A 20,702-nucleotide genomic window follows, 5' to 3' on the forward strand; every position below is an offset into this window, starting at 1 on the left:
TGAGTGCCGATGTTAAATTATGGGGAAGGTTGGCTATGCGAAATAAGGTTTTCGCTGCAGTTGGAGCAGTGCTGATCGCGGCTGGTTTCACTACTGTTTCGCCGACTGTTGCCACGGCGGACTCGCTGCTGGCGCCGTGTCAGGTGGGCAAGTATGACAACGATGCTGGTGGTTTCTCTGTTTGTCAGGGGTCTGGCTATCAGCGGGTGAAGTTGTCCTGCCATGGAGGATCAACGGTTTATGGCCCGACTGTTCGCGCCGACGGGACTCAATCCGGCGCATGGTGCCCGATTCCGTTCCTCGTTAATATTGTCGATGTTGTCTACTTTCCTTGATGGTTGAGGTCAATTTGTGCGGCTATTGTTCATAGTCGGAATTTTTGGTCGACGTTCAGTAATCATGCTTGCATGAGGTGAAATCCGGCTTGTGCTTTACCGTGGGAAGCGAAATCCGTTGCGGTAAAGCACAAGCCAGACCAATGTCACGGGATCAGCCTGGCGTTCGATTCGGTGGTGCTGGTCGCCCCCGATCGGGTCGTCGCCGGGTCCCGCGTGGTCTCAACGATCTTTATGTGGCCCTGACCAGGGCGACCCGTCGGATGGGCGTAGTGCAGACCGGTGACCTTGTTCCCGCGCTGGAGGGTCTTGGCTAAGGTCGGCCGCATGCGCACATTCGGCAAGATCGTGGTCATAGGCGCGGGCGTGCTCGCCCTGGCTGCCTGTGGCGAGAAGCAGAACACCGCGGGCTCCGTCCAGTCGTCCACCGGTGCGGCCCCCGCCTCGGCGTCGACGTCGGCTCCGGCCGCCCCGAAGGGCAAGGAGTGCACGGCGGAGGACGTGAAGACCACCGGGAAGTTCGGCGAAGCGCCGACCATCACCATCCCGGACGACTGCGACCCGCCGAAGAAGCTCATCACCAAGGACCTCGAGCCCGGCACCGGTGAGGGCGCCAAGGCGGGCGCGAAGCTGAAGATGAACTATTCGCTGGTCACCTGGTCCAACAAGCAGAAGCTGGACAGCTCGTTCGACCGCGGTGAGCCGTTCGAGCTGACACTCGGCGCCGGCAAGGTCATCCAGGGCTGGGACCAGGGGCTGGAAGGGATCAAGCAGGGCGCGCGGCGGCTGCTGATCATCCCGCCGGACCTCGGTTACGGCAAGGGTGACCGCGGCATCGAGCCGAACGAGACCCTCGTGTTCGTGACCGACGCAGTGAGTGTCCCGACCGACAAGGGCTGAGTTCTCGTGAGTGGTAAGGACGGTTCTAACCGTCCTTACCACTCACGAGTCAGCCGGTGTACTCCCAGGTGAGCAGGGTGATCTCCAGTCCCTTCTCGACCTTCGTCTCCGGCGGAGTGTCCGTCAGGGCGTAGCCGACGCGGCGGGCGACGGCCTCGCTGGCCGCGTTGTCGGCGTCGATCTGCAGCTGGAGCGGTTCGAGCCCGAGCTCCAGCGCGTGGGCGGTGAGGACCCGCAGCGATCGCGCCGCCAGATCCCGGCCGCGGTGGGCGGGACCGACGGCGTACCCGAGTTCGGCCGGGCCCGAGGGCCCGCCCTTCAGGAACAGCACCACTTCGCCGAGCGGCTCGCCGCCGTCATCCGTGATGGCGAGCCGCAACCCCGTGCCCTCCGCACGGCGTGTGACGTACTTCGCGTAGTGCGCCTTCGCCGCCACCTCGTCGAACGGCGAGGGCAGGGGTGTGAACCGCGCGACGGCGGGATTGTCGAACAGGCCGGGCATGAACGCGATGTCGTCTTCGGCCCACTCCCGCAGGACGAGCCCTTCACCGGTGAGCCGGACCCGCTCCGGCCAGAGCGTCGTCACGGGATCAGCAGGAGTTTGCCGGTGGTGCGGCGGCCCTGGAGGTCTTCGTGCGCCTGACGGGCGTCGGCCAGCGGGTAGCGGCCGCCGATCCGGATGTTCAGCGAGCCGTCTCCGACGGCGGCGAAGAGTTCGTTCACCCGCCACTCCAGTTCCTCGCGGGTGAGCACGTAGTGCGCGGAGGTCGGGCGGGTGAGGTACACCGAGCCGCTGCGGTTGAGCAGCTGCGGGTCGATCGGCGGCACCGGGCCGCTGGCCGCGCCGTAGAGGGCGAGCAGGCCGCGGATCTTCAGGCTCGCCAGGCTGCCGTCCACAGTGGACTTGCCGACGCCGTCGTAGACCACCTCGACCCCCTTGCCGCCCGTGAGGTCGCGGGTGGCCTTGGCGAAATCGACCTGGTCGTAGCGGATGACGTCGTCCGCGCCCGCCTGCTTGGCGAGTTCGGCCTTCTCGTCGGTGGAGACGGTGCCGATCACCCTGGCGCCGCGGGCCTTGGCCAGCTGGACCAGCAGCAGGCCCATCCCGCCCGCCGCGGCGTGGATCAGCACGTCGTCACCGGCCTTGACCTCGTAGGTCGAGGCGATCAGCGCGTGCGCGGTGACACCCTGGAGCATCGTGGCGGCGGCGGTCTCCTCGGTCACGCCGTCCGGGATCTTCACCGCGATCGCGGCGGGGAGCAGACGGCGCTGGGCGTAGCTGCCCAGCGAACCTTGCCAGGCGACCCGGTCGCCGACGGCGAAACCGGTCACGTCCGCGCCGACCGCGGCCACCGTGCCCGCGCCTTCCATACCCAGGATGAACGGCGTGCCGACCGGGTAGATGCCCTCGCGGTGGTAGGTGTCGATGTAGTTGACGCCCGCCGCCGCGACGTCCACGAGCAGTTCCCCGGAACCGGGTTCGCCGACCTCGACTTCGGACAGCTCAAGGACTTCGGGTCCACCGGTTCGCCGGATCTGCACTGCCGTGGGCATACATCCTCCTCGTTCAAGGTCGTTCCGACCGGGACAACTATGGCCGACGCCACGGTTATTCCGCGTCCCGGGCGTTTCGCGGTTAAGCTCGGCCCGTGGCTGAGACCGAAGAGAAGACCGAGACCGCCGCTCCCACGTCGCGCCAGGTCGCGGCCGCCCGCGATTTCGTGAAGCGGCACGGGAAGCCGTCGCGCGCGGTGGTGGAGAACATCGGCCGGATCGGCGCCAGGGTCGTGCTCGTGGGCGCCGACGGCGCGCTCGGCGACGTCGTCGTCGCCTCCACGGAGGCGGGCGAGGCGCTGGTCGAGGCCGTCGAAGACCTCGAGCCCGCCGAATGGGACAACGAGACCGTGAAGGCCACGAAGATCGGCGCCGAGCACCGCCGCCGGATGGCCGGGAAGTGAGCGGATCCGCGATCTTCGTCGCCTGCTCCGCGCTTCCGGAAGGCGACGGTGACGAGCACGCCGTTCCCGAGGCGCTGGCCGACCTCGGTTTCAAGACCCGCTGGGCCGCCTGGGACGACACGACCGTCGACTTCGGCACCGCGGACATCGTCGTGCTGCGCGCCACCTGGGACTACGCCGAGCGCCGCGACGAGTTCCTGTCCTGGGCCGAGTCCGTGCCGGCGCTGTCCAATTCGGCCGAAGTCGCGCGGTGGAACACCGACAAGTCCTATCTGGCCGAACTCGGCGACGCCGGGGTCGCGGTCGTGCCGACGACCCTGATCGCGCCGGGTGACGAGACCCCGCGCTGGCCCAAGGGCGAGTTCGTGCTGAAGCCCGCGATCGGTGCGGGCTCCCGCGGTGTCGGCAAGTTCGCACCCGCCGGCGCCGACTACGCCGCGTCGCATCTGAAAAGCCTCCACGACGCCGGCCACACCGTGGTGATGCAGCCGTATCAGTCCAGTGTGGACAGTGCGGGCGAGATCGCGCTGGTGTACTTCGGCGGCGTGTACTCGCACGCGTTCTCGAAGGCCGCGATGCTGGGCCGGGAACTCGACGAATCCGGTCTGTACGTGACGGAAAAGCTCGCGCCCGTGCAGCCGGCGGCGGGATTCCGCGCGCTGGCCGAAGACGCTTTGGACGCGACGGCGGCGCTGCTCGGAATCCTGCGCGCGGAACTGCTCTACGCCCGCGTCGACCTCGTCGCCGGGCCGGACGGCAGGCCGCTGCTGCTGGAACTGGAGCTCGTCGAACCTTCGCTCGGGTTCCGGCAGGCCGATGCCGCCGCCGCTTGGCGCTTCGCCTCCGCCGTGCGGCAGCAACTCGCTTGACCTCGTGAGTGGTAAGGACGGTTAGAACCGTCCTTACCACTCACGAGGACGTCAGGCGGGTTTGACGAGTTTGGCGGCCAGCCGCTCCGGCTTCGGCCACCGCACGTCCCGCGCCCACCCGAACTTCTCGAACAGCCAGATCACCCGCGCCGACACGTCGACCTGTCCGCGCAGGACACCGTGCCGCGCGCAGGTCGGGTCGGCGTGGTGGGAGTTGTGCCATGACTCGCCCATGGACAGGATCGCCAGCGGCCAGAAGTTCGCCGCCTTGTCACGGCTGGCGAACGGGCGCTCGCCGACCAGGTGGCAGATCGAGTTCACCGACCAGGTGACGTGGTGCAGGAACGCGATCCGGACCAGCCCCGCCCAGAAGAACCCGGTCACCACACCCCACCACGACCAGCTGATCAGGCCGCCGAGCACCGCGGGCAGCGCGAGGCTGAGCGTGATCCACAGCCAGAAGTAGCGGTTCACCACGCGAAGATCCTTGTCAGCCACCAGGTCCGGCGCGAAGCGCTCGTAGTTGGTCACCTCGCGGCTGAACATCCAGCCCATGTGCGCGTGCCAGAAGCCGCGCAGGAGCGCCGCGGGCGACGTCCCGAACAGCCAGGGGGAGTGCGGGTCGCCTTCGCGATCGGCGAAGGCGTGGTGACGGCGGTGGCTGGCCACCCAGAAGATGACCGAACCCTGCACCGCGAAGCTGCCGGCGATGGCGAGCGCGACCCGCAGCGGGCGCCCGGCCTTGAAGGCGCCGTGGGTGAAGTAGCGGTGGTAGCCGACCGTCACCCCGAGCGTCCCGAGGGTGTAGAACACGGCCGCCAGCACGAGATCGACCCAGGTCATGCCCCAGCCCCACACGATCGGCACGGCGGCGAGCAGTGCGACGAACGGGACCAGCAGGAAGGTCTTGAGTATCAGCATCTCGCCGGAGCCCCGGCGGTGCGAGATCAGCGGTTTCGACTGGGTTGCCCCAGGAGCGGGATCGGTGCTGGCGGTCATGCGACACCTCGTGTGCCTAGGACTCGGCGGTCACTCCCGGACGGGGGACCGAGGCGCAGCGTAAGGGCACCGTCTGGCGAGCACGCCGCCTGGGGGTTACGTCCGGTTTGCCGCGGGGTCAGTTCGAGGTGGCGAGTTCGCGTTCCGGAGCCGTGGCCGAGGGCACGGGACCGCGGTCGCGCGAACCGCACCACAGCGCCGCCGTGGAGATGATCACCAGCGCGGAGCCGAGGACGTGGAACGAGACCAGCGCCTCCGGCACGCCGAGGGCGTATTGCACCGAGCCCAGAACGCCCTGAGAAAGCGCGACGACCCAGACGACGGTGTACCGCCGCCACAACTGCTTCGGCGTCTCGCCACGCATCAACTGGAGCCCGAAGACGGCCAGCACGATCAGGTAGACCACCAACAGTCCACCGTGGACCTGGGTGAGCGTCTCGATCGGGGCCTGGAGGCGGTGGGTGCCGGGGTCGCCGCCGTGCGGACCCGCGCCGGTCACGGTGGTCCCCGCCACGAGGACGGCCCACATGGACACGGCGAGCGCGATCAGCGTCTTGCGGCCCGCGTCCGGGATCAGCCAGCGGGCGGGCTCGTCTCCTTCGGAGAACGCGCGCAGCAGCAGGACCGCGAGCCAGACCAGGGGAGTGGAGGCCAGGAAGTGGAGCGCGACGGTCCACCATTCGAGCTTCGCGAGCACGGTGATCCCGCCGACGACGGCCTGCAGAATCACGCCGGCGGGCATCGTCCAGGCCAGCTTCACCAGACGGCGGCGGCTCGGGTGCTCGATCTGCACGCGCCACGCGGTGATCACGCACAGCGCGGCGACGGCGATGACGACGCCGGTCAGCAGCCGGTTGCCGAACTCGATCCACTGGTTGAGCGCGTCGAATTCGGGGTGCGGCTCGGGCACGATGCTGCCTTCGACGCACTGCGGCCAGGTCGGGCAGCCGAGGCCCGAACCCGTGACCCGGACGACCGATCCGGTGACACCGATTCCGGCCTGCGCGACCACCGCCGCTATCGCGACCGCTCGCTGGACCGCGAACGAGGGATACGGCAGACGCGCTACAAGGCTCTGGAACGGCACGCCTCCGATGCTAGAACGCCCTTCCTGAGAGCGTTCCACCGGCCGCACCGGCTGTGTCGGGGGCCTCAGGTGAGCCGGGTGGTCTTGCTCGCCAGCGCGCCCGCGACGACGCCCCAGCCGATCAGGACGGCGAACGGGCCCCAGCCGAACGAACCGTCCAGCAGCACCGACCGCAGGCCTTCGGCGAGCGCGCCCGAGGGCAGCAGTTCGACGATCGTCGCGACGCCGGACGGCATCGTCGACGGCGCCAGCAGGATGCCGCCCGCGAGCAGCAGCACGAACCAGACGATGTTCGCCAGCGCCAGCACGGCCTCCGCGCGCAGCGCCCCGCCGAGCAGCAGGCCCAGCGCGCCGAACGCGAGCGTGCCGACGATCAAAAACGGGATCGCGCCGAGGATCCCGCCCGGTGACGGCGACCAGCCGAGCAGCGCGGCCACGACACCGAGGATCACCGCCTGCAGCGCGACCACCACCAGTGCGGCGGCCACCCGGCCCGCGACGAGCAGCCAGCGGGGCAGCGCGGTGGCGGAAAGCCGTTTGAGGACGCCGTAGCGGCGGTCGAAGCCCAGCGCGATGGCCTGCCCGGTGAACGCGGACGACATCACCGCGAGCGCCAGGATCCTCGGCGTCATCCAGTCCACTTTGGACGCCGAACCGAGCTGGGACGACGGCAGGATGTCCAGCAGCGAGAGGCCGATCAGCAGCGCGAGCGGGATGAGCAGGGTCAGCAGGATCTGCTCGCCGTGGCGCAGGGTCAGGCTCACCTCGACCTTCGCGTGCGTGCGGAGCATCTTGCCGAGCGAACCGCGGCCGGGAGCCGGGGTGAACGTGCCCGCGGCGAACCGCGGCGTGGGCGTCGTGGTCATGCGCGCAGTTCCCGTCCGGTCAGCTCCAGGAAGACCTCTTCCAGCGTTCGCCTGCCGACCTGCAGTTCTTCGGGCATGACGCCCTGCTGCGCGCACCAAGCCGTCACCGTGGACACCACCTGCGGGTCGATCGCGCCTTCGACGAGGTACGTCCCCGGCGACGACTCGTGGACGAGGTGCCCCTCGGGCAGCGCCGCGGTCAGCAGAGCGGTGTCGAGCCGGGTACGGGCCTTGAAGCGCAGCTGCGCCGCCTCACCGGCGTCGACCGTCAGCGACTGCGGAGAGCCTTCTACGACGACCTTGCCGTGATCCACGATCACCACGGTGTCGGCCAGCGTTTCGGCCTCTTCCATCAGATGCGTGGTGAGCAGCACGCTGACCCCGTCGCCGCGCAGTGCTTCGAGCAGATCCCAGACCAGGCGGCGGGCCTGCGGGTCCATCCCCGCCGTCGGCTCGTCGAGGAAGAGCAGTTCCGGCCGTCCGACCAGCGCGCAGGCGAGGGAGAGCCGTTGCTGCTGCCCGCCGGAAAGCCGTTTGAACGGCGTCTTGCGCGCACCCGCGAGACCGAGGACGTCCAGCAGCCAGGCCGGGTCGAGTGGGTTCGCCGCACACGCGGCGACCAGTCCGAGCATCTCGTCGGCGCGGACGCCGGGATACGCGCCGCCACCCTGGGGCATCACACCGATCCGCGGCCGCAGCGCCGCGCCGTCGCGCGCCGGGTCCAGGCCCAGCACACGGACTTCGCCGTCGTCAGGCCGCAGGAAGCCTTCGCAGATCTCGACGGTGGTGGTCTTGCCGGCCCCGTTCGGGCCGAGCAGAGCGAGCAGTGCGCCACGTTCCATCCGCAGGTCGAGTCCATCGACGGCGGTGGTGGATCCGTAGCGTTTCACCAGCCCGGTGATCTCGACGGCGGGGGCGTTCACGACAGGTCACGATACGGCCTCACGCCGGGACCGAATGCTCCGGGGACGGTCTGGACAGCAGCAGAGGTGAGAGGCGGTGGACGACGAACAGCCCCAGTAGCGTGACGACCCCGGCGGCGGCCCACGCGAACGGCAGGACGAAACCGCGGCCCTCGAAGGTGCTTCCCGTCGTCGGCAGCAGGAACGGCAGGACGGCGGTGACGATCGTCGCGGCGATGCGGAACCGCGAGGTCCCCGCCGCCGCGGCGAGCGGGATGATCGCCCACAGCAGGTACCAGGGCTGCAGCGCGACGTGCAGCACCATCACCGCGCCCAGCGAGACACCGAGGCCGATGATCGGCCGGTATCGCCATTTGAAGCTGTCCCAGAGGAACTTGATCGTCACCGCGCCCGCGACGAGATAGCCGAGCGTGCCGAGGATCGGCACCATCGCGTTGGTGTGGTTGCCGAGGCCGAGCGCGATGCCGAGGACGCCGCCGAGCGCGGCGAGTTCCGACGTCGGCGAGATCCACGAGCGGACCAGTCCCGGCGTCCCGAGCGCGCCGACCCAGCCGAAGCCGAGCCCGGTGCCGTAGCAGACCGCCACCAGCACCACGCCGAACAGCAGCGCCATCGGCACCGCCGCGGTGACCAGGTCCTTGATCCGGCCGTGCCAGCGTCTGGCCACCATCACCGTGAAGAACGGCAGCGCCAGGATCGCGTTCAGTTTCACCGCGACGCCGAGGGTGATGAGCACCACGCCGAGCCCGATGAACAGCAGTTCGCCCTTGGCCGGCGGTGGAGGCGCGTCGTTCTTGAAGCGCACCGGCATCCGCTGGAGTCCGATCTCCAGTCCGGCCACCATGAGCCCGATCGCGAGCGCGTCGTTGTGGGCACCCGCGACGAAGTGGAAGATCAGCAGCGGGTTGGCCGCGCCGAGCCACAGCGCGGTGGCGGGCTGCACGCCGAACCGCCGGGCCAGCCGGGGCAGGGCCCAGATGATCAGGATGACGCCGATCAGCGCGAGCCCGCGTTGCAGCAGCACCCCGGTGACGATGTTGCCGCTGCTGAGCGGGGCGAGCCAGCCGCCGAGGCGCAGCAGCAGCGGGCCGTAGGGTGCCGGGGTCTCACGCCACATGTTGGAGACGCCCGAGGTCAGCGGGTCGGAGACGCCGAGCGCCTCGGCGGGGCCGAGGGAGTACGGGTCCATCCCGCGCGCGACGATCTCGCTCTGCGCGAGATAGCTGTAGACGTCACGGGAGAACAGCGGCGGGATGAACAGCAGCGGCGCGCACCAGAGCGCGATGGTGCGGGCGAGCTGGCCCTGGGTGGCGAGGCGGCGGCGCGCGGGCTGTGCGAACCGGCCGAGCAGCAGCCAGCTGAGCACGATGATCGCCATCCCCGCCAAGCCCATCGCGAGGGAGACCATGGGGATGCGGGTGAACAGCCGCAGGACCGGGATCTCCTGCACCGGGTTGATCACCGGGGCGGCGCCCGCGCCGAGCGAGCCGAGGGCGAGGAACAGGGAACCGACCGCGCCGAACCGGCGGACCACGTTCAGCCCGCGCAGTTCCTTGTCGTCCAGCGGCTCCGGATCGTGCGGGCGTCCGGGGACGAGCGTCGCCACCGGCCCCGCCGCCCGGTCTTCCGGCTCCGCCCCGTCCGTGTCCCGCTGTGCCGGGTGATCGCCCACTGCCACGCACGAAGGGTAGCGATCCCGGGAACAACGCAACTCGGCACCTGGTTGCGGTAGTTGCGCGCGCAAGGATCGCAACCCGGCATCTACTTGCGTCAGAGAGGGCGTGAAGTGACCCATGCCACTCCGTGAGGCACCCCTCTTTGCCGTCTCTCCGGAAATACGTCACACTTGTGTTGTGAAAAAGGCGGGGACGCGGATCGAGGCCGGTGGCGACATGCCCCGCGCCGGGGTCCAGCCTGTCCCAGCGCAGGTCGGCCCCGAGGGCCGGACCAGGCACGAAGTAGCCCGCTTGCTGCTGGAACAGGGGCCGATGACCGCCGTCGTGGTGGCCGAGCAGCTGGGTATCAGCGCCGCCGCCGTCCGCCGTCATCTCGACGCACTGCTCGCCGACGGCGAGGCCGAAACGCGGGACGCGCCCCGCCGCGGCCCCCGCGGACGAGGCCGTCCCGCCAAGAACTTCCTGCTCACCGAAGCCGGCCGGGCCCGGTTCGGGCACGCCTACGACGACCTCGCGTCCTCGGCCATCCGCTTCCTCGCCGAACACGCCGGGGAAGACGCTGTGAAGGCCTTCGCGGAGGCTCGGGTCGCTTCGCTGGTCGGCCCGCATCAGGACGCGATCACCAAGCACACGGACCCGGCCGCCCGTGCCGAGGCTCTCGCTGCGGCGCTGACCAGGGAGGGCTACGCTGCGTCGACCCGTCAGGTCGGTGTCGGCGAACAGCTTTGCCAGCACCATTGCCCGGTCGCCCACGTCGCCGCCGAGTTCCCTCAGTTGTGTGAAGCCGAAACAGAGGCTTTCGCGGAACTTCTGGGTACTCACGTCCAGCGGCTGGCGACCATCGCACGCGGTGACAACGCGTGCACCACACACGTACCCGTCGTTTCGGCGGGTCACCCGGCCACACCCGTGCCGGGAAGCACGGCGCCCTCCCCTGGGCGCACAGCACGGATCCCGAATGGAGGGAAACCCGCATGACTGCCGCTGCCGAGCAGCGCACTCCCACCACCGCGCCCATGAGCCAGGAAGAGACCATCGAGTCCCTTGGCAAGTACGCGTTCGGCTGGGCGGACTCCGACGAGGCGGGCGCCAGCGCCCGTCGCGGACTGAACGAGGACGTCGTCACCGACATCTCCTCGAAGAAGTCCGAGCCGGAGTGGATGCGCGAAGCGCGACTGAAGGCGCTCAAGCTCTTCGACTTGAAGCCGATGCCCAACTGGGGTGCGGACCTCTCCGGGATCGACTTCGACAACATCAAGTACTTCGTGCGGTCCACGGAGAAGCAGGCCACTTCCTGGGAAGACCTGCCCGAGGACATCAAGAACACGTACGACAAGCTGGGCATCCCCGAGGCGGAGAAGCAGCGCCTCGTCGCCGGTGTCGCCGCGCAGTACGAGTCCGAGGTCGTCTACCACCAGATCCGCGAGGACCTGGAGGCGCAGGGTGTCCTGTTCCTGGACACCGACACCGCGCTCAAGGAGCACCCGGAGATCTTCAAGGAGTACTTCGGCTCCGTGATCCCGGCCGGGGACAACAAGTTCTCCGCGCTGAACACCGCGGTGTGGTCCGGCGGTTCGTTCATCTACGTGCCCAAGGGCGTCAAGGTGGACATCCCGCTGCAGGCGTACTTCCGGATCAACACCGAGAACATGGGCCAGTTCGAGCGGACCCTGATCATCGTCGACGAAGACGCCTACGTGCACTACGTCGAGGGTTGCACCGCGCCGATCTACCAGTCCGACTCGCTGCACTCGGCGGTCGTGGAGATCATCGTGAAGAAGGGCGCCCGCTGCCGCTACACGACCATCCAGAACTGGTCGAACAACGTCTACAACCTGGTCACCAAGCGCGCCAAGTGCGAAGAGGGCGCGACCATGGAGTGGATCGACGGCAACATCGGTTCCAAGGTCACGATGAAGTACCCGTCGGTCTTCCTCATGGGCGAGCACGCCAAGGGCGAGGTCCTCTCGGTCGCGTTCGCGGGCGAAGGCCAGCACCAGGACGCCGGCGCGAAGATGGAGCACCTGGCGCCGCACACCTCCTCGACCATCGTGTCGAAGTCGGTGGCGCGCGGCGGTGGCCGCACCTCGTACCGCGGCCTGGTCAAGGTCGCGAAGCGGGCGCATCACTCGCGGTCCAGCGTCGTCTGTGACGCGCTGCTGGTCGACACGATCTCGCGGTCGGACACGTACCCGTACGTCGACATCCGCAACGACGAGGTCTCCATGGGCCACGAGGCGACCGTCTCGAAGGTCAGCGAAGACCAGATGTTCTACCTCATGTCGCGCGGTCTCGACGAGGCCGAGGCCATGGCGATGATCGTGCGCGGGTTCGTCGAGCCCATCGCGCGTGAGCTACCGATGGAGTACGCGCTCGAGCTGAACCGCCTGATCGAGCTTCAGATGGAAGGGTCCGTCGGCTAGTCATGTCGGTTACCGAGAACAACGTTTCCGAAGCGATGCGCGAAGGGGTGGTCATTCCGGCCACCTCTCGCGCGGAGCGCTTCACCTCCTACGACGTCGAGGCCTTCGAGGTCCCCGGCGGCCGTGAGGAGAACTGGCGTTTCACGCCGATGAAGCGGCTGCGCGGCCTGCACGACGGGTCCGCCGCCGCCTCGGGTTCGGCCACCGTGGACGCCGACGCCGCCCCTGAGCTGAAGATCGAGCAGGTCGGCCGGGACGACGAGCGCCTCGGCGCCGCGGGTGTCCCGAGCGACCGGATCGCCGCGCAGGCCTACTCCTCGTTCACCGAGGCCACCGTCATCACGGTGCCCAAGGAGACGAAGACGTCGAAGCCGTCGACGGTGAAGATCACCGGCCCCGGCGAGGGCAAGGTCGCCTACGGGCACGTGCAGGTCCGCGCCGAGCAGTTCTCCGAGGCCGTCATCGTCCTCGACCACGTCGGTTCCGGCACCTACGCCGACAACGTCGAGTTCGTCATCGGCGATTCGGCGAACGTGACCGTGGTCAGCGTCCAGGACTGGGCCGACGACGCGGTGCACGTCTCCGAGCAGCACCTCAAGCTCGGCCGCGACGCCAGCCTCAAGCACATCGTCATCACCCTGGGCGGTGACCTGGTCCGCGTCTCGCCGACGGCGACCTTCGCCGACAAGGGCGGCGACGTCGAGATGCTCGGCCTGTACTTCGCGGACGCGGGCCAGCACCAGGAGCACCGGCTCTTCGTCGACCACGCGGTCCCGAACTGCAAGTCGAACGTGATGTACAAGGGCGCGCTGCAGGGCGACGACGCGCACACCGTGTGGGTCGGCGACGTGCTGATCCGGGCGGCCGCCGAGGCCACCGACACCTACGAGCTCAACCGCAACCTGGTGCTGACGCCGGGCGCGCGGGCGGACTCGATCCCGAACCTGGAGATCGAGACCGGCGAGATCGAAGGCGCCGGCCACGCGAGCGCGACGGGAAGGTTCGACGACGAGCAGTTGTTCTACCTCCAGTCGCGTGGAATCGGCGAAGAAGCCGCGCGTCGCCTGGTCGTACGCGGGTTCTTCCACGAGATCCTGGTCAAGATCGGCGTTCCCGAGGTGCGCGAGCGTCTCGAGGCCGCGATCGAAGCCGAACTCGAAGCAGTGGGCGCCTGAGCCCTCGTCCGTCCACATCAGACTTTTAGGAAAGAAATGCCTACGCTGGAAATCAAGGATCTGCACGCCTCGGTCACGACCGAGGAGGGCCCCAAGGAGATCCTCAAGGGCGTCAACCTGACCATCAAGTCGGGCGAGACCCACGCGATCATGGGCCCCAACGGTTCGGGCAAGTCCACGCTGTCCTACGCCATCGCCGGTCACCCCAAGTACGAAGTCACCTCCGGGCAGGTCCTGCTCGACGGTGAGGACGTGCTGGAGATGAGTGTCGACGAGCGCGCCCGCGCGGGCCTGTTCCTCGCCATGCAGTACCCGGTCGAGGTTCCGGGTGTGTCCATGTCCAACTTCCTCCGCACCGCGGCCACCGCTGTCCGTGGCGAGGCCCCCAAGCTGCGCCACTGGGTCAAGGAGGTCAAGGAGGAGATGGGCAAGCTGGAGATCTCGTCCGAGTTCGCCGAGCGTTCGGTGAACGAGGGCTTCTCCGGCGGCGAGAAGAAGCGCCACGAGATCCTGCAGCTGGCGCTGCTCAAGCCGAAGATCGCCATCCTCGACGAGACCGACTCCGGTCTCGACGTCGACGCGCTGCGCGTCGTGTCCGAGGGCGTCAACGAGTTCAAGGCCAACAACGACGCCGGCGTCATGCTGATCACGCACTACACGCGGATCCTGCGGCACATCACGCCCGACTTCGTGCACGTCTTCGCCGGCGGCAAGATCGTCGAGTCCGGAGGCCGTGAACTCGCGGACGAGCTGGAGGAGAACGGGTACGTCAAGTACACCGGCTCCGCCGAGACCGCCGCCGTCTGATCACTGAACTTCACGACTACACCGAGAGGAGTTGGCCCGATGACCACCACCACGGCTAACTCTGTACCGCTGGACGTAGCGGCCATCAGGGCCGACTTCCCGATCCTGACCCGCACCGTGCGGGATGGGAAACCCTTGGTGTATCTGGATTCCGGTGCGACGTCCCAGAAACCGGTGCAGGTGCTCGAAGCCGAGCGCCGGTTCCTGGAGACCTCGAACGCCGCGGTGCACCGCGGCGCGCACCAGCTCGCCGAGGAGGCGACCGACGCCTACGAATCCGCCCGCGTGCGGATCGCGGAGTTCGTCGGCGCCTCCCCGCACGAGCTGGTGTTCACCAAGAACGCCACCGAGGGCATCAACCTCGTCGCCTATGCGATGAGCAACGCCGCCACGGCCGGTCCCGGGGCCGAGCGGTTCAAGGTCGGCCCCGGCGACGAGATCGTCATCACCGAGATGGAGCACCACGCGAACCTGGTGCCGTGGCAGCAGCTCTGCCAGCGCACCGGCGCGACGCTGAAGTGGTTCTCCGTCACCGCGGACGGACGGCTCGACCTGTCCAATGTGGACGAGCTGATCACCGAGCGGACCAAGGTGCTCGCGTTCACGCACCAGTCCAACGTGCTCGGCACGATCAACCCGGTCGAGTTCCTGGTGAAGAAGGCCCGCAAGGTCGGCGCGCTGGTCGTGCTGGACGCCTGCCAGTCGGTGCCGCACTTCCCGGTGGATCTCCACGCGCTGGACGTCGACTTCGCCGCTTTCGCCGGGCACAAGATGGTCGGCCCGTACGGCATCGGTGTCCTTTACGGCCGCCGCGAGCTGCTCGAAGCGATGCCGCCGTTCCTGACCGGCGGCTCGATGATCGAGCTGGTCCGCATGGAGCAGACCACGTTCGCCGCGCCGCCGCAGCGGTTCGAGGCGGGTACCCCGATGACGTCGCAGGCCGTCGGCCTCGGCGCGGCCGCCGACTACCTGTCGGCGATCGGCATGGACCGGGTCGCCGCGCACGAGCACGTCCTCACCGAGGCGGCGCTCGCCGGGCTCGGCGAGATCCCCGGCGTGCGGATCATCGGCCCCACCGACATGGCCGACCGTGGCGGACTGGTGTCGTTCGTCATCGACGGCGTCCACCCGCACGACTCGGGCCAGGTGCTGGACAGCCTCGGCATCGCCGTCCGGGTCGGGCACCACTGCGCGTGGCCGCTGCACCGGGCCTGCTCGGTGCCGGCGACCGTGCGCGCGTCGTTCTACGTCTACAACACACTGTCCGAAGTGGACGCACTGGTGAACGGTGTGCGCGAGGCGCAGAAGTTCTTCGGGGTGGCCCAGGGGGGTTCTGCGCTGTGAACCTGGAGAGCATGTACCAGGAGATCATCCTGGACCACTACAAGAACCCGCACGGCCGCGGCCTGCGCGAGCCGTTCGACGCCGAGTCGTTCCAGGTCAACCCGACCTGCGGCGACGAGGTGACGCTGCGGGTGAAGGTCGACGACGGGAAGGTCGCCGACGTCTCCTACGAGGGACAGGGCTGCTCGATCAGCCAGGCGTCCACGTCGGTATTGACGGATCTCGTCGTCGGGCACACAGTGGAGGAGGCGTTCACCACCATGGACGCCTTCGTCGAGCTGATGCAGGGCAAGGGTCAGATCGAGCCGGACGAGGACGTGCTGGAGGACGGCATCGCCTTCGCCGGCGTGGCCAAGTACCCGGCCCGCGTGAAATGCGCCCTGCTCGGATGGATGGCGTTCAAGGACGCCGTCGCCCGCACGACCAACGGAGTTGAGACGGCATGACCGAACAGCAGACCGAAACCCGCGAGGGGCGCACGGCCGCCGACCTCGACGCCGAAACCGCCGCCGCCCCGGACACCGCCGACGTGGCGAAGGTCGAGGACGTCGAAGAGGCGATGCGCGACGTCGTCGACCCGGAACTAGGCATCAACGTCGTCGACCTCGGGCTGGTCTACGGCATCCACGTCGAGCCGGACAACACGGCCACCATCGACATGACCCTGACGTCCGCGGCCTGCCCGCTGACCGACGTCATCGAGGACCAGACCGGTGCCGCGCTCGTCGGCGGGGGAACGGGACTGGTCAAGGACTTCCGGATCAACTGGGTCTGGATGCCGCCGTGGGGCCCGGAGAAGATCACCGAGGACGGCCGCGAACAATTGCGGGCGCTCGGCTTCACCGTCTGAGGCTCACTTCGCTCTTGTGGTCCGTGAAGGCCTCCTTGAGGGACTCTGGGTCCCTCAAGGAGGCCTTCACGGACCGACCCTGAGACACCGGAACCCGAATAAGCTGCTCGGATGATCTTCCGGTCCATCGCGCTCTTCGCGCTCGCCGCCCTGCTGGAGATCGGCGGCGCCTGGCTGATCTGGCAAGGCGTCCGGGAACACCGCGGTTACCTCTGGATCGGCGCGGGCGTCGTCGCGCTGGGCCTTTACGGCTTCGTCGCGACACTGCAGTCCGACGCGAACTTCGGCCGCATTCTCGCCGCGTACGGCGGCGTGTTCGTCGCGGGTTCGCTGGCGTGGGGGATGGTCGCCGACGGCTACCGGCCGGACCGTTACGACGTGATCGGCGCCTTGATCTGTCTCGCCGGGGTCGGGGTCATCATGTACGCGCCCCGGGGTTGATGGTTCACCGGAGATCGTCGGCCACTGGCGCTACTGTGCGCTGTGACCGAAACGGACTTTCCCGCTCCGCCCGCTGACAGACCCGGGCCGAAGCGAAGATTCTCCCCGCTCCTGCTCGTGATGATCCTGGTGGCGATCGTCGGCGTGGGCACCGGGGGATACGGGTTCTGGACCCTGATGAGCTATCGGATGGTGAGCGTCCCCGGCGGTGGAATGGCGCCCACTATCCAGCCGGGGACGGTCGTGCTGTACCGCTGGGCGGCCTTGCCCGACATCCCCCGCGGCGCGGTCGTCCTCATGGATCTTTCCGCGTTCCCGGACTCGGGTCCCGGTGAGGGCCGGGCCGTCAAGCGGGTGATCGGTGTCGGTGGTGATCAGGTCGTCTGCTGCACGAACGACAACCTGATCACCGTCAACGGAAAGCCGGTCAAAGAGCCGTACACCGAGGACGACAACGGGTACGGCCGCAAGGAGTACCGGCCGTTCAGCGTCCAGGTGCCGCCGGACGCGGTGTTCGTCGCGGGCGATCAGCGGAACAATTCGCGGGACTCACGGATTTACGTCGGCATGCCGGGCGACGGCGCCGTGCCCCTGGCGAAGGTGAGCGGCGTCGTCGTCGGACTGGGGAGCGTCCTCGGCGCCGAGCCCTTCCCGCAGACCACCGCGTTCGTCGAGGCAGGTCTTCCCGGCGATCCCGTGTCCGACACCGGGTTCCGAACCTCGCGGAACCTCATGTTCGTTGGCGTCGGCCTCATCGTCCTCGGTGTCATCGGGGCGATCGTGAGCGTTGTCCGCTCCGCCGGAAAACGACGAAGAGCAGTCGCAATCCCACCAGCGCGCTGACCACCAGCAGGTTGTAGCCGAACATCTGGTGCAGCGTGACCCCGGTCAGCACCTCCGGGCCGGTCGCGCTGCCCAGCAGCAGCACGGCCATCAGGCCGGTGGCCACGCCGACGAACGCCAGCAGGATCTCGTGTACCAGTCCGGTGACCACGTCGCGGTCGCGTTCGTCGGAGAACAGCCGGACGTTGACCGATAGCCTGCCCTGCTCCAGCGCGTCGCCGATCCGGTCGACGCGGCGGGGCAGCCGTCGCAGCACCGGCAGGAGCGCCATCAGTTCGTTGGTGGCCGTGGAGCGCAGCGATTCCGGTCGCAATCCGGCACCTACTTGCTCGGCGGCGTAGGCGCGGGATTCGACGACGATGTTGAATCCCGGCGCCAGCGTGGCCAGCGTCCCCTCCAAAGTGGCCAGCGCGCGGAACACCGCGGCGATCGGCGGGGGCACGCTGAGCCGGAAGTCGGCGATCACCCGGAACAGGTCGGTGAACATGTCCAGATCCGGGGCCTGTCCGTGGTTGAAATGCTTGGCCACCAGGGAACCCAGTGCCCGCTCCAGCCGCCGTTCCTCGATCTCGTCCGGCCGGTCGACGATCTCCAGCAGGCCGTCGCGCAACGCGGCCGGGTCGCCGCGGTCGAGGGCGAGGATGAGGTTCTGCAGTCCGCCGCGCAAACCCGAGTCGAGCCGGCCGACGGAGCCGAAGTCGAGCAGGCCCAGCCTGCCGTCGGTGAGCAGCAGGACGTTGCCGGGATGCGGGTCGGCGTGGAAGACACCGCTGCCCATCACCTGGCCGAGCACGCAGCGCAGCATCGATCGTGCGAGCTTCGCCCGTTCCGCGACCGGGACCTGTTCCTTGGCGGCGGCGAGCGATTTGCCGTCGAGTCGCCGCATCACCAGGACACGTTCGGTGGACAGTTCCTTGTAGACGGTCGGGAGCGCGACCTCGGTGCTGGGATAGGCCGCGGCCACCGCTTCGATGTTCTTGGCCTCGGTGCGGAAATCGAGCTCCTCGACCAGCGCGTCGGCGAATCCTTCGGCGAGGTCGACGACGCCGAGCGAGCGTGCCCAGCCCGCGCGCTGGTCCAGCGCGGCCGCCACCCGGCGGACGATGTCGAGGTCCCGCTCGACCAAGGCCTGCACGCCGGGCCGCTGCACTTTGACGACCACGTCCTGCCCGCCGCGCAGCTTCGCCCGGTAGACCTGCGCGATCGACGCGGCCGCGATCGGTTCCGGGTCGAATTCGGCGAAGATGTCTTCCGGGTCGCCGCCCAGTTCCTCCCGCAGCACCGTCGCGACCTCGTCGGCGTCTGCGAAGGCGACCTGGTCCTGGAGCTTGCCGAGTTCGTCGACGAACACCGGCGGGAGCAGATCGGACCGCGTCGAGAGCAGCTGGCCGAGCTTCACGAACGTCACGCCGCCCTCCTCCAGCGCACGCCGCAATGAGCGGGCCAGTTTGGCGTGCCGGACCTCGGCGAGTCCGGGTTCGCGGCGGCCGGTGAGGTACCGGCCGAGACCGTGCTTGATCGCGATCCGGGTGATCTGCGAGTAGCGCCGGGTCCGGGCCGCGCGGCGGCGCATCGACCGGATCCTGCCGATCAGCCCGAGCCCGGAACCGGAAGGCAGCGCGAGTTCCGCGACGAACAGGAAGATCAGCGTCGCCAGGAAGGCACCGCCCGCCACCGGGATGACCAGCCCGGCGAAGGCGCTGCCCGCGTACATCGCCCGTGGGAACGCGCTGAGGATGCCGCCCGCGACCAGCCAGCCGAAACCGGCGGCGCACAACGCGCGGACCAGGCCGATCCGCACACCCAGTACGCGGCGGGCGGCGACCACGAGCGGCCACAGCATGAGCGCGTAGACGGGCAGGGTGAGCAGGCCGAGCAGCAGGTTCATGGCGAAGAGGACATCACGCGCAGCCCGCGCGGGATTCCCGCTCCGGCGGGACGGTGCTCACCCTTGAGAGGGAGCGGACCCCGAAGTTGTAGGTAGTGGTCGCCTCCCGGGGCGCGAACAGGACGCCGAGGACGGCGATCGCCGCCGCCGCGAGGAAGCCGGCGCGAAGATCGAAGAGATCGCCGAGGAGACCGATGAGCGGTGCCCCCGCGGCCTGTCCGAGTGCCAGCATCAGGAAGGCGACGCCGACACCGAACGCGGGCGCCGTCGGGTAAGCCCTGGTACCCCAGAGGATCAGTACGCCGGTCAGTCCGATGTAGACGGCTCCGAAGAGCGCCGCGGCGATGACGAGTGCCGGGAGCGAACGGGTGGCGAGGGCGAAGAGCGCCGTGGCGACGCCGAACAGGGCCATCCCCGCCGACCAGGCCCGGCGCAGTCCCGCCCGCGAGGTCAGCTCGGCGGCGAACGCGCCGGCCAGACCGACCGCGCCGAGGACGATCCACACCACCGTCGAGGCGGTCTCGTCGAGTCCGCCGACGCTCACGGCGATGTCGCGGCCGAAGGTCCAGATCGCCGCGCTGGCCAGGCCGAGCGTCGCGGCGGCGGGCAGCAGTCGTCCGGTGGTGGGCGGGAACAGCGGCACCGGCAGCCCCCGCGCGCGGCCCTCCTTGACCGGGGGCACGACACGGGCGATCCACAGGGTCACCAGCGCCGAGGCCGCGGCGAAGGCCCACCAAGCCATTCGCCAGTCGCCGATGGCGAGCAGGGAGACCGGACCCGAGATCACCACACCGAGCCCGGTCCCGGCGTTCGCCACGGACTGGGCGCGGTCGCGGCGGGTCACGCGGACGACGCGTGAGACCGCGTCGGCGAGGGAAGGGGAGGCCAGGCCCGTGCTCGCCCCGGCGAGGACGATCCCGAGGGCGAGAACGCCGGCGTTCGGCGCGGCCGCGATCAGGGCGGTTCCCGCGGTGGCGGTCGTCCCGGCGGCGAGCGCGCCCGCCCGCGCGCCCCAGCGGGTCGTGACGGCGGTCGAGGCGACGACCGCGAGGCAGTACGCGACGTAACTTCCCGCCGCGATGCCGCCGAGCGTGCTGCCGTCGAGGTCGAACTCGGCGCGGAGCGTCGGCGCGAAGAGGCCGTACGCGTACCTCGCGAGTCCGTAGGAGACCGCGATCAGCGACAACCCGGCCGCGGTGAGGGTCAGCTCGCGTTTGTACGAAGAAACCATCAGCACTCCTCCAGATGTATACCGAGCGGTATACATCTGGAGTGTTCCTGCATTTCGCGCTCGGGTCAACCGATCGGTATAGTCGAG

At 68.9% G+C, this 20,702-nt stretch carries 22 protein-coding genes; 13 read left to right on the forward strand and 9 right to left on the reverse strand.

Annotation, left to right across the window (positions count from 1 at the left end):
- Positions 1-68: 68 nt before the first annotated feature.
- Positions 69-335, forward strand: a complete 267-nt coding sequence (locus H074_RS40155; protein ID WP_152521376.1) for a hypothetical protein — start codon at positions 69-71, stop codon at positions 333-335.
- Positions 336-662: 327 nt separating this feature from the next.
- The gene (locus H074_RS08875; RefSeq protein ID WP_007029690.1) at positions 663-1,235 is read left to right on the forward strand and encodes an FKBP-type peptidyl-prolyl cis-trans isomerase; all 573 of its coding nucleotides are present in this window, start codon (positions 663-665) and stop codon (positions 1,233-1,235) included.
- A gap of 49 nt (positions 1,236-1,284) precedes the next feature.
- On the opposite strand, the gene H074_RS08880 is transcribed toward H074_RS08875, so the two are convergent.
- Positions 1,285-1,821: a GNAT family N-acetyltransferase gene (locus H074_RS08880; protein ID WP_007029691.1), complete on the reverse strand. Its 537-nt coding sequence runs from the start codon at positions 1,819-1,821 to the stop codon at positions 1,285-1,287.
- Positions 1,818-2,789 (reverse strand): quinone oxidoreductase family protein, encoded by a 972-nt coding sequence (locus H074_RS08885; RefSeq protein WP_039921912.1) that lies wholly within the window; start codon positions 2,787-2,789, stop codon positions 1,818-1,820. The genes H074_RS08880 and H074_RS08885 overlap by 4 nt, the downstream gene beginning before the upstream one ends.
- Before the next feature lie 95 nt (positions 2,790-2,884).
- On the opposite strand from H074_RS08885, the gene H074_RS08890 reads away from it, so the two are divergent.
- Positions 2,885-3,193 carry a hypothetical protein gene (locus H074_RS08890; protein WP_007029693.1) on the forward strand — a complete coding sequence of 103 codons (309 nt, stop codon included), beginning with the start codon at positions 2,885-2,887 and terminating at the stop codon, positions 3,191-3,193.
- Positions 3,190-4,062, forward strand: coding sequence for an ATP-grasp domain-containing protein (locus H074_RS08895; protein ID WP_007029694.1), 873 nt, complete (start codon positions 3,190-3,192; stop codon positions 4,060-4,062). The genes H074_RS08890 and H074_RS08895 overlap by 4 nt, the downstream gene beginning before the upstream one ends.
- Positions 4,063-4,113: 51 nt before the next feature.
- On the opposite strand, the gene H074_RS08900 is transcribed toward H074_RS08895, so the two are convergent.
- The 5 genes from H074_RS08900 to mptB form a co-directional block, all read right to left on the reverse strand.
- Positions 4,114-5,061 carry an acyl-CoA desaturase gene (locus H074_RS08900; protein ID WP_007029695.1) on the reverse strand — a complete coding sequence of 316 codons (948 nt, stop codon included), beginning with the start codon at positions 5,059-5,061 and terminating at the stop codon, positions 4,114-4,116.
- A 118-nt stretch (positions 5,062-5,179) separates the two neighbouring features.
- A complete protein-coding gene (locus H074_RS08905; protein WP_007029696.1) occupies positions 5,180-6,148 on the reverse strand; it encodes a COX15/CtaA family protein in 969 nt (322 codons plus the stop codon).
- A gap of 65 nt (positions 6,149-6,213) precedes the next feature.
- Positions 6,214-7,014 (reverse strand): ABC transporter permease, encoded by an 801-nt coding sequence (locus H074_RS08910; protein ID WP_007029697.1) that lies wholly within the window; start codon positions 7,012-7,014, stop codon positions 6,214-6,216.
- Entirely contained in the window at positions 7,011-7,937 is a 927-nt protein-coding gene (locus H074_RS08915; RefSeq protein WP_007029698.1) for an ABC transporter ATP-binding protein, read from the reverse strand. Before H074_RS08915 ends, H074_RS08910 begins: the two co-directional genes overlap by 4 nt.
- Before the next feature lie 19 nt (positions 7,938-7,956).
- Positions 7,957-9,543, reverse strand: a complete 1,587-nt coding sequence (gene mptB / locus H074_RS08920) for a polyprenol phosphomannose-dependent alpha 1,6 mannosyltransferase MptB (protein WP_039921958.1) — start codon at positions 9,541-9,543, stop codon at positions 7,957-7,959.
- A gap of 247 nt (positions 9,544-9,790) precedes the next feature.
- Between mptB and H074_RS08925 the strand changes: the two genes are divergently transcribed.
- From H074_RS08925 to lepB, 9 genes are all read left to right on the forward strand, one after another.
- Positions 9,791-10,591 (forward strand): helix-turn-helix transcriptional regulator, encoded by an 801-nt coding sequence (locus tag H074_RS08925; RefSeq protein ID WP_476692299.1) that lies wholly within the window; start codon positions 9,791-9,793, stop codon positions 10,589-10,591.
- Between the two features lie 38 nt (positions 10,592-10,629).
- Complete coding sequence (gene sufB, locus H074_RS08930) at positions 10,630-12,036, forward strand: Fe-S cluster assembly protein SufB (RefSeq protein WP_420805372.1); 1,407 nt, start codon at positions 10,630-10,632, stop codon at positions 12,034-12,036.
- A gap of 2 nt (positions 12,037-12,038) precedes the next feature.
- Positions 12,039-13,211 carry a Fe-S cluster assembly protein SufD gene (gene sufD, locus H074_RS08935; RefSeq protein WP_007029702.1) on the forward strand — a complete coding sequence of 391 codons (1,173 nt, stop codon included), beginning with the start codon at positions 12,039-12,041 and terminating at the stop codon, positions 13,209-13,211.
- Between the two features lie 36 nt (positions 13,212-13,247).
- Positions 13,248-14,018, forward strand: a complete 771-nt coding sequence (gene sufC, locus H074_RS08940; RefSeq protein WP_007029703.1) for a Fe-S cluster assembly ATPase SufC — start codon at positions 13,248-13,250, stop codon at positions 14,016-14,018.
- 39 nt (positions 14,019-14,057) lie between these two features.
- Entirely contained in the window at positions 14,058-15,362 is a 1,305-nt protein-coding gene (locus tag H074_RS08945; protein ID WP_007029704.1) for a cysteine desulfurase, read from the forward strand.
- Positions 15,359-15,808 carry a Fe-S cluster assembly sulfur transfer protein SufU gene (sufU, locus tag H074_RS08950; RefSeq protein WP_007029705.1) on the forward strand — a complete coding sequence of 150 codons (450 nt, stop codon included), beginning with the start codon at positions 15,359-15,361 and terminating at the stop codon, positions 15,806-15,808. The genes H074_RS08945 and sufU overlap by 4 nt, the downstream gene beginning before the upstream one ends.
- Complete coding sequence (locus H074_RS08955; RefSeq protein ID WP_007029706.1) at positions 15,805-16,212, forward strand: metal-sulfur cluster assembly factor; 408 nt, start codon at positions 15,805-15,807, stop codon at positions 16,210-16,212. Before sufU ends, H074_RS08955 begins: the two co-directional genes overlap by 4 nt.
- 111 nt (positions 16,213-16,323) lie before the next feature.
- Positions 16,324-16,653 carry a YnfA family protein gene (locus H074_RS08960; protein ID WP_007029707.1) on the forward strand — a complete coding sequence of 110 codons (330 nt, stop codon included), beginning with the start codon at positions 16,324-16,326 and terminating at the stop codon, positions 16,651-16,653.
- A 42-nt stretch (positions 16,654-16,695) separates the two neighbouring features.
- Positions 16,696-17,496 (forward strand): signal peptidase I, encoded by an 801-nt coding sequence (lepB, locus tag H074_RS08965; RefSeq protein WP_152521377.1) that lies wholly within the window; start codon positions 16,696-16,698, stop codon positions 17,494-17,496.
- Here the strand turns inward: lepB and H074_RS08970 are convergent.
- On the reverse strand, positions 17,420-19,384 hold the full coding sequence (locus H074_RS08970; RefSeq protein ID WP_007029709.1) for an ABC1 kinase family protein: 1,965 nt from the start codon (positions 19,382-19,384) through the stop codon (positions 17,420-17,422). The genes lepB and H074_RS08970 overlap by 77 nt on opposite strands.
- A 13-nt stretch (positions 19,385-19,397) precedes the next feature.
- Entirely contained in the window at positions 19,398-20,615 is a 1,218-nt protein-coding gene (locus H074_RS08975; protein ID WP_007029710.1) for an MFS transporter, read from the reverse strand.
- Between the last annotated feature and the right edge of the window lie 87 nt (positions 20,616-20,702).

Source organism: Amycolatopsis decaplanina DSM 44594, assembly GCF_000342005.1.
Taxonomy (GTDB): Bacteria; Actinomycetota; Actinomycetes; order Mycobacteriales; family Pseudonocardiaceae; genus Amycolatopsis; species Amycolatopsis decaplanina.

Excerpts from the sequence above, each read along its gene's own strand:
- H074_RS08875 (WP_007029690.1), top strand. The coding sequence starts at position 663 with ATGCGCACATTCGGCAAGATCGTGGTCATAGGCGCGGGCGTGCTCGCC.
- H074_RS08885 (WP_039921912.1), bottom strand. The coding sequence starts at position 2,789 with ATGCCCACGGCAGTGCAGATCCGGCGAACCGGTGGACCCGAAGTCCTT.
- H074_RS08900 (WP_007029695.1), bottom strand. The coding sequence starts at position 5,061 with ATGACCGCCAGCACCGATCCCGCTCCTGGGGCAACCCAGTCGAAACCG.
- H074_RS08910 (WP_007029697.1), bottom strand. The coding sequence starts at position 7,014 with ATGACCACGACGCCCACGCCGCGGTTCGCCGCGGGCACGTTCACCCCG.
- sufB (WP_420805372.1), top strand. The coding sequence starts at position 10,630 with ATGAGCCAGGAAGAGACCATCGAGTCCCTTGGCAAGTACGCGTTCGGC.
- sufD (WP_007029702.1), top strand. The coding sequence starts at position 12,039 with ATGTCGGTTACCGAGAACAACGTTTCCGAAGCGATGCGCGAAGGGGTG.
- sufC (WP_007029703.1), top strand. The coding sequence starts at position 13,248 with ATGCCTACGCTGGAAATCAAGGATCTGCACGCCTCGGTCACGACCGAG.
- H074_RS08945 (WP_007029704.1), top strand. The coding sequence starts at position 14,058 with ATGACCACCACCACGGCTAACTCTGTACCGCTGGACGTAGCGGCCATC.
- H074_RS08955 (WP_007029706.1), top strand. The coding sequence starts at position 15,805 with ATGACCGAACAGCAGACCGAAACCCGCGAGGGGCGCACGGCCGCCGAC.
- H074_RS08960 (WP_007029707.1), top strand. The coding sequence starts at position 16,324 with ATGATCTTCCGGTCCATCGCGCTCTTCGCGCTCGCCGCCCTGCTGGAG.
- H074_RS08970 (WP_007029709.1), bottom strand. The coding sequence starts at position 19,384 with ATGAACCTGCTGCTCGGCCTGCTCACCCTGCCCGTCTACGCGCTCATG.
- H074_RS08975 (WP_007029710.1), bottom strand. The coding sequence starts at position 20,615 with ATGGTTTCTTCGTACAAACGCGAGCTGACCCTCACCGCGGCCGGGTTG.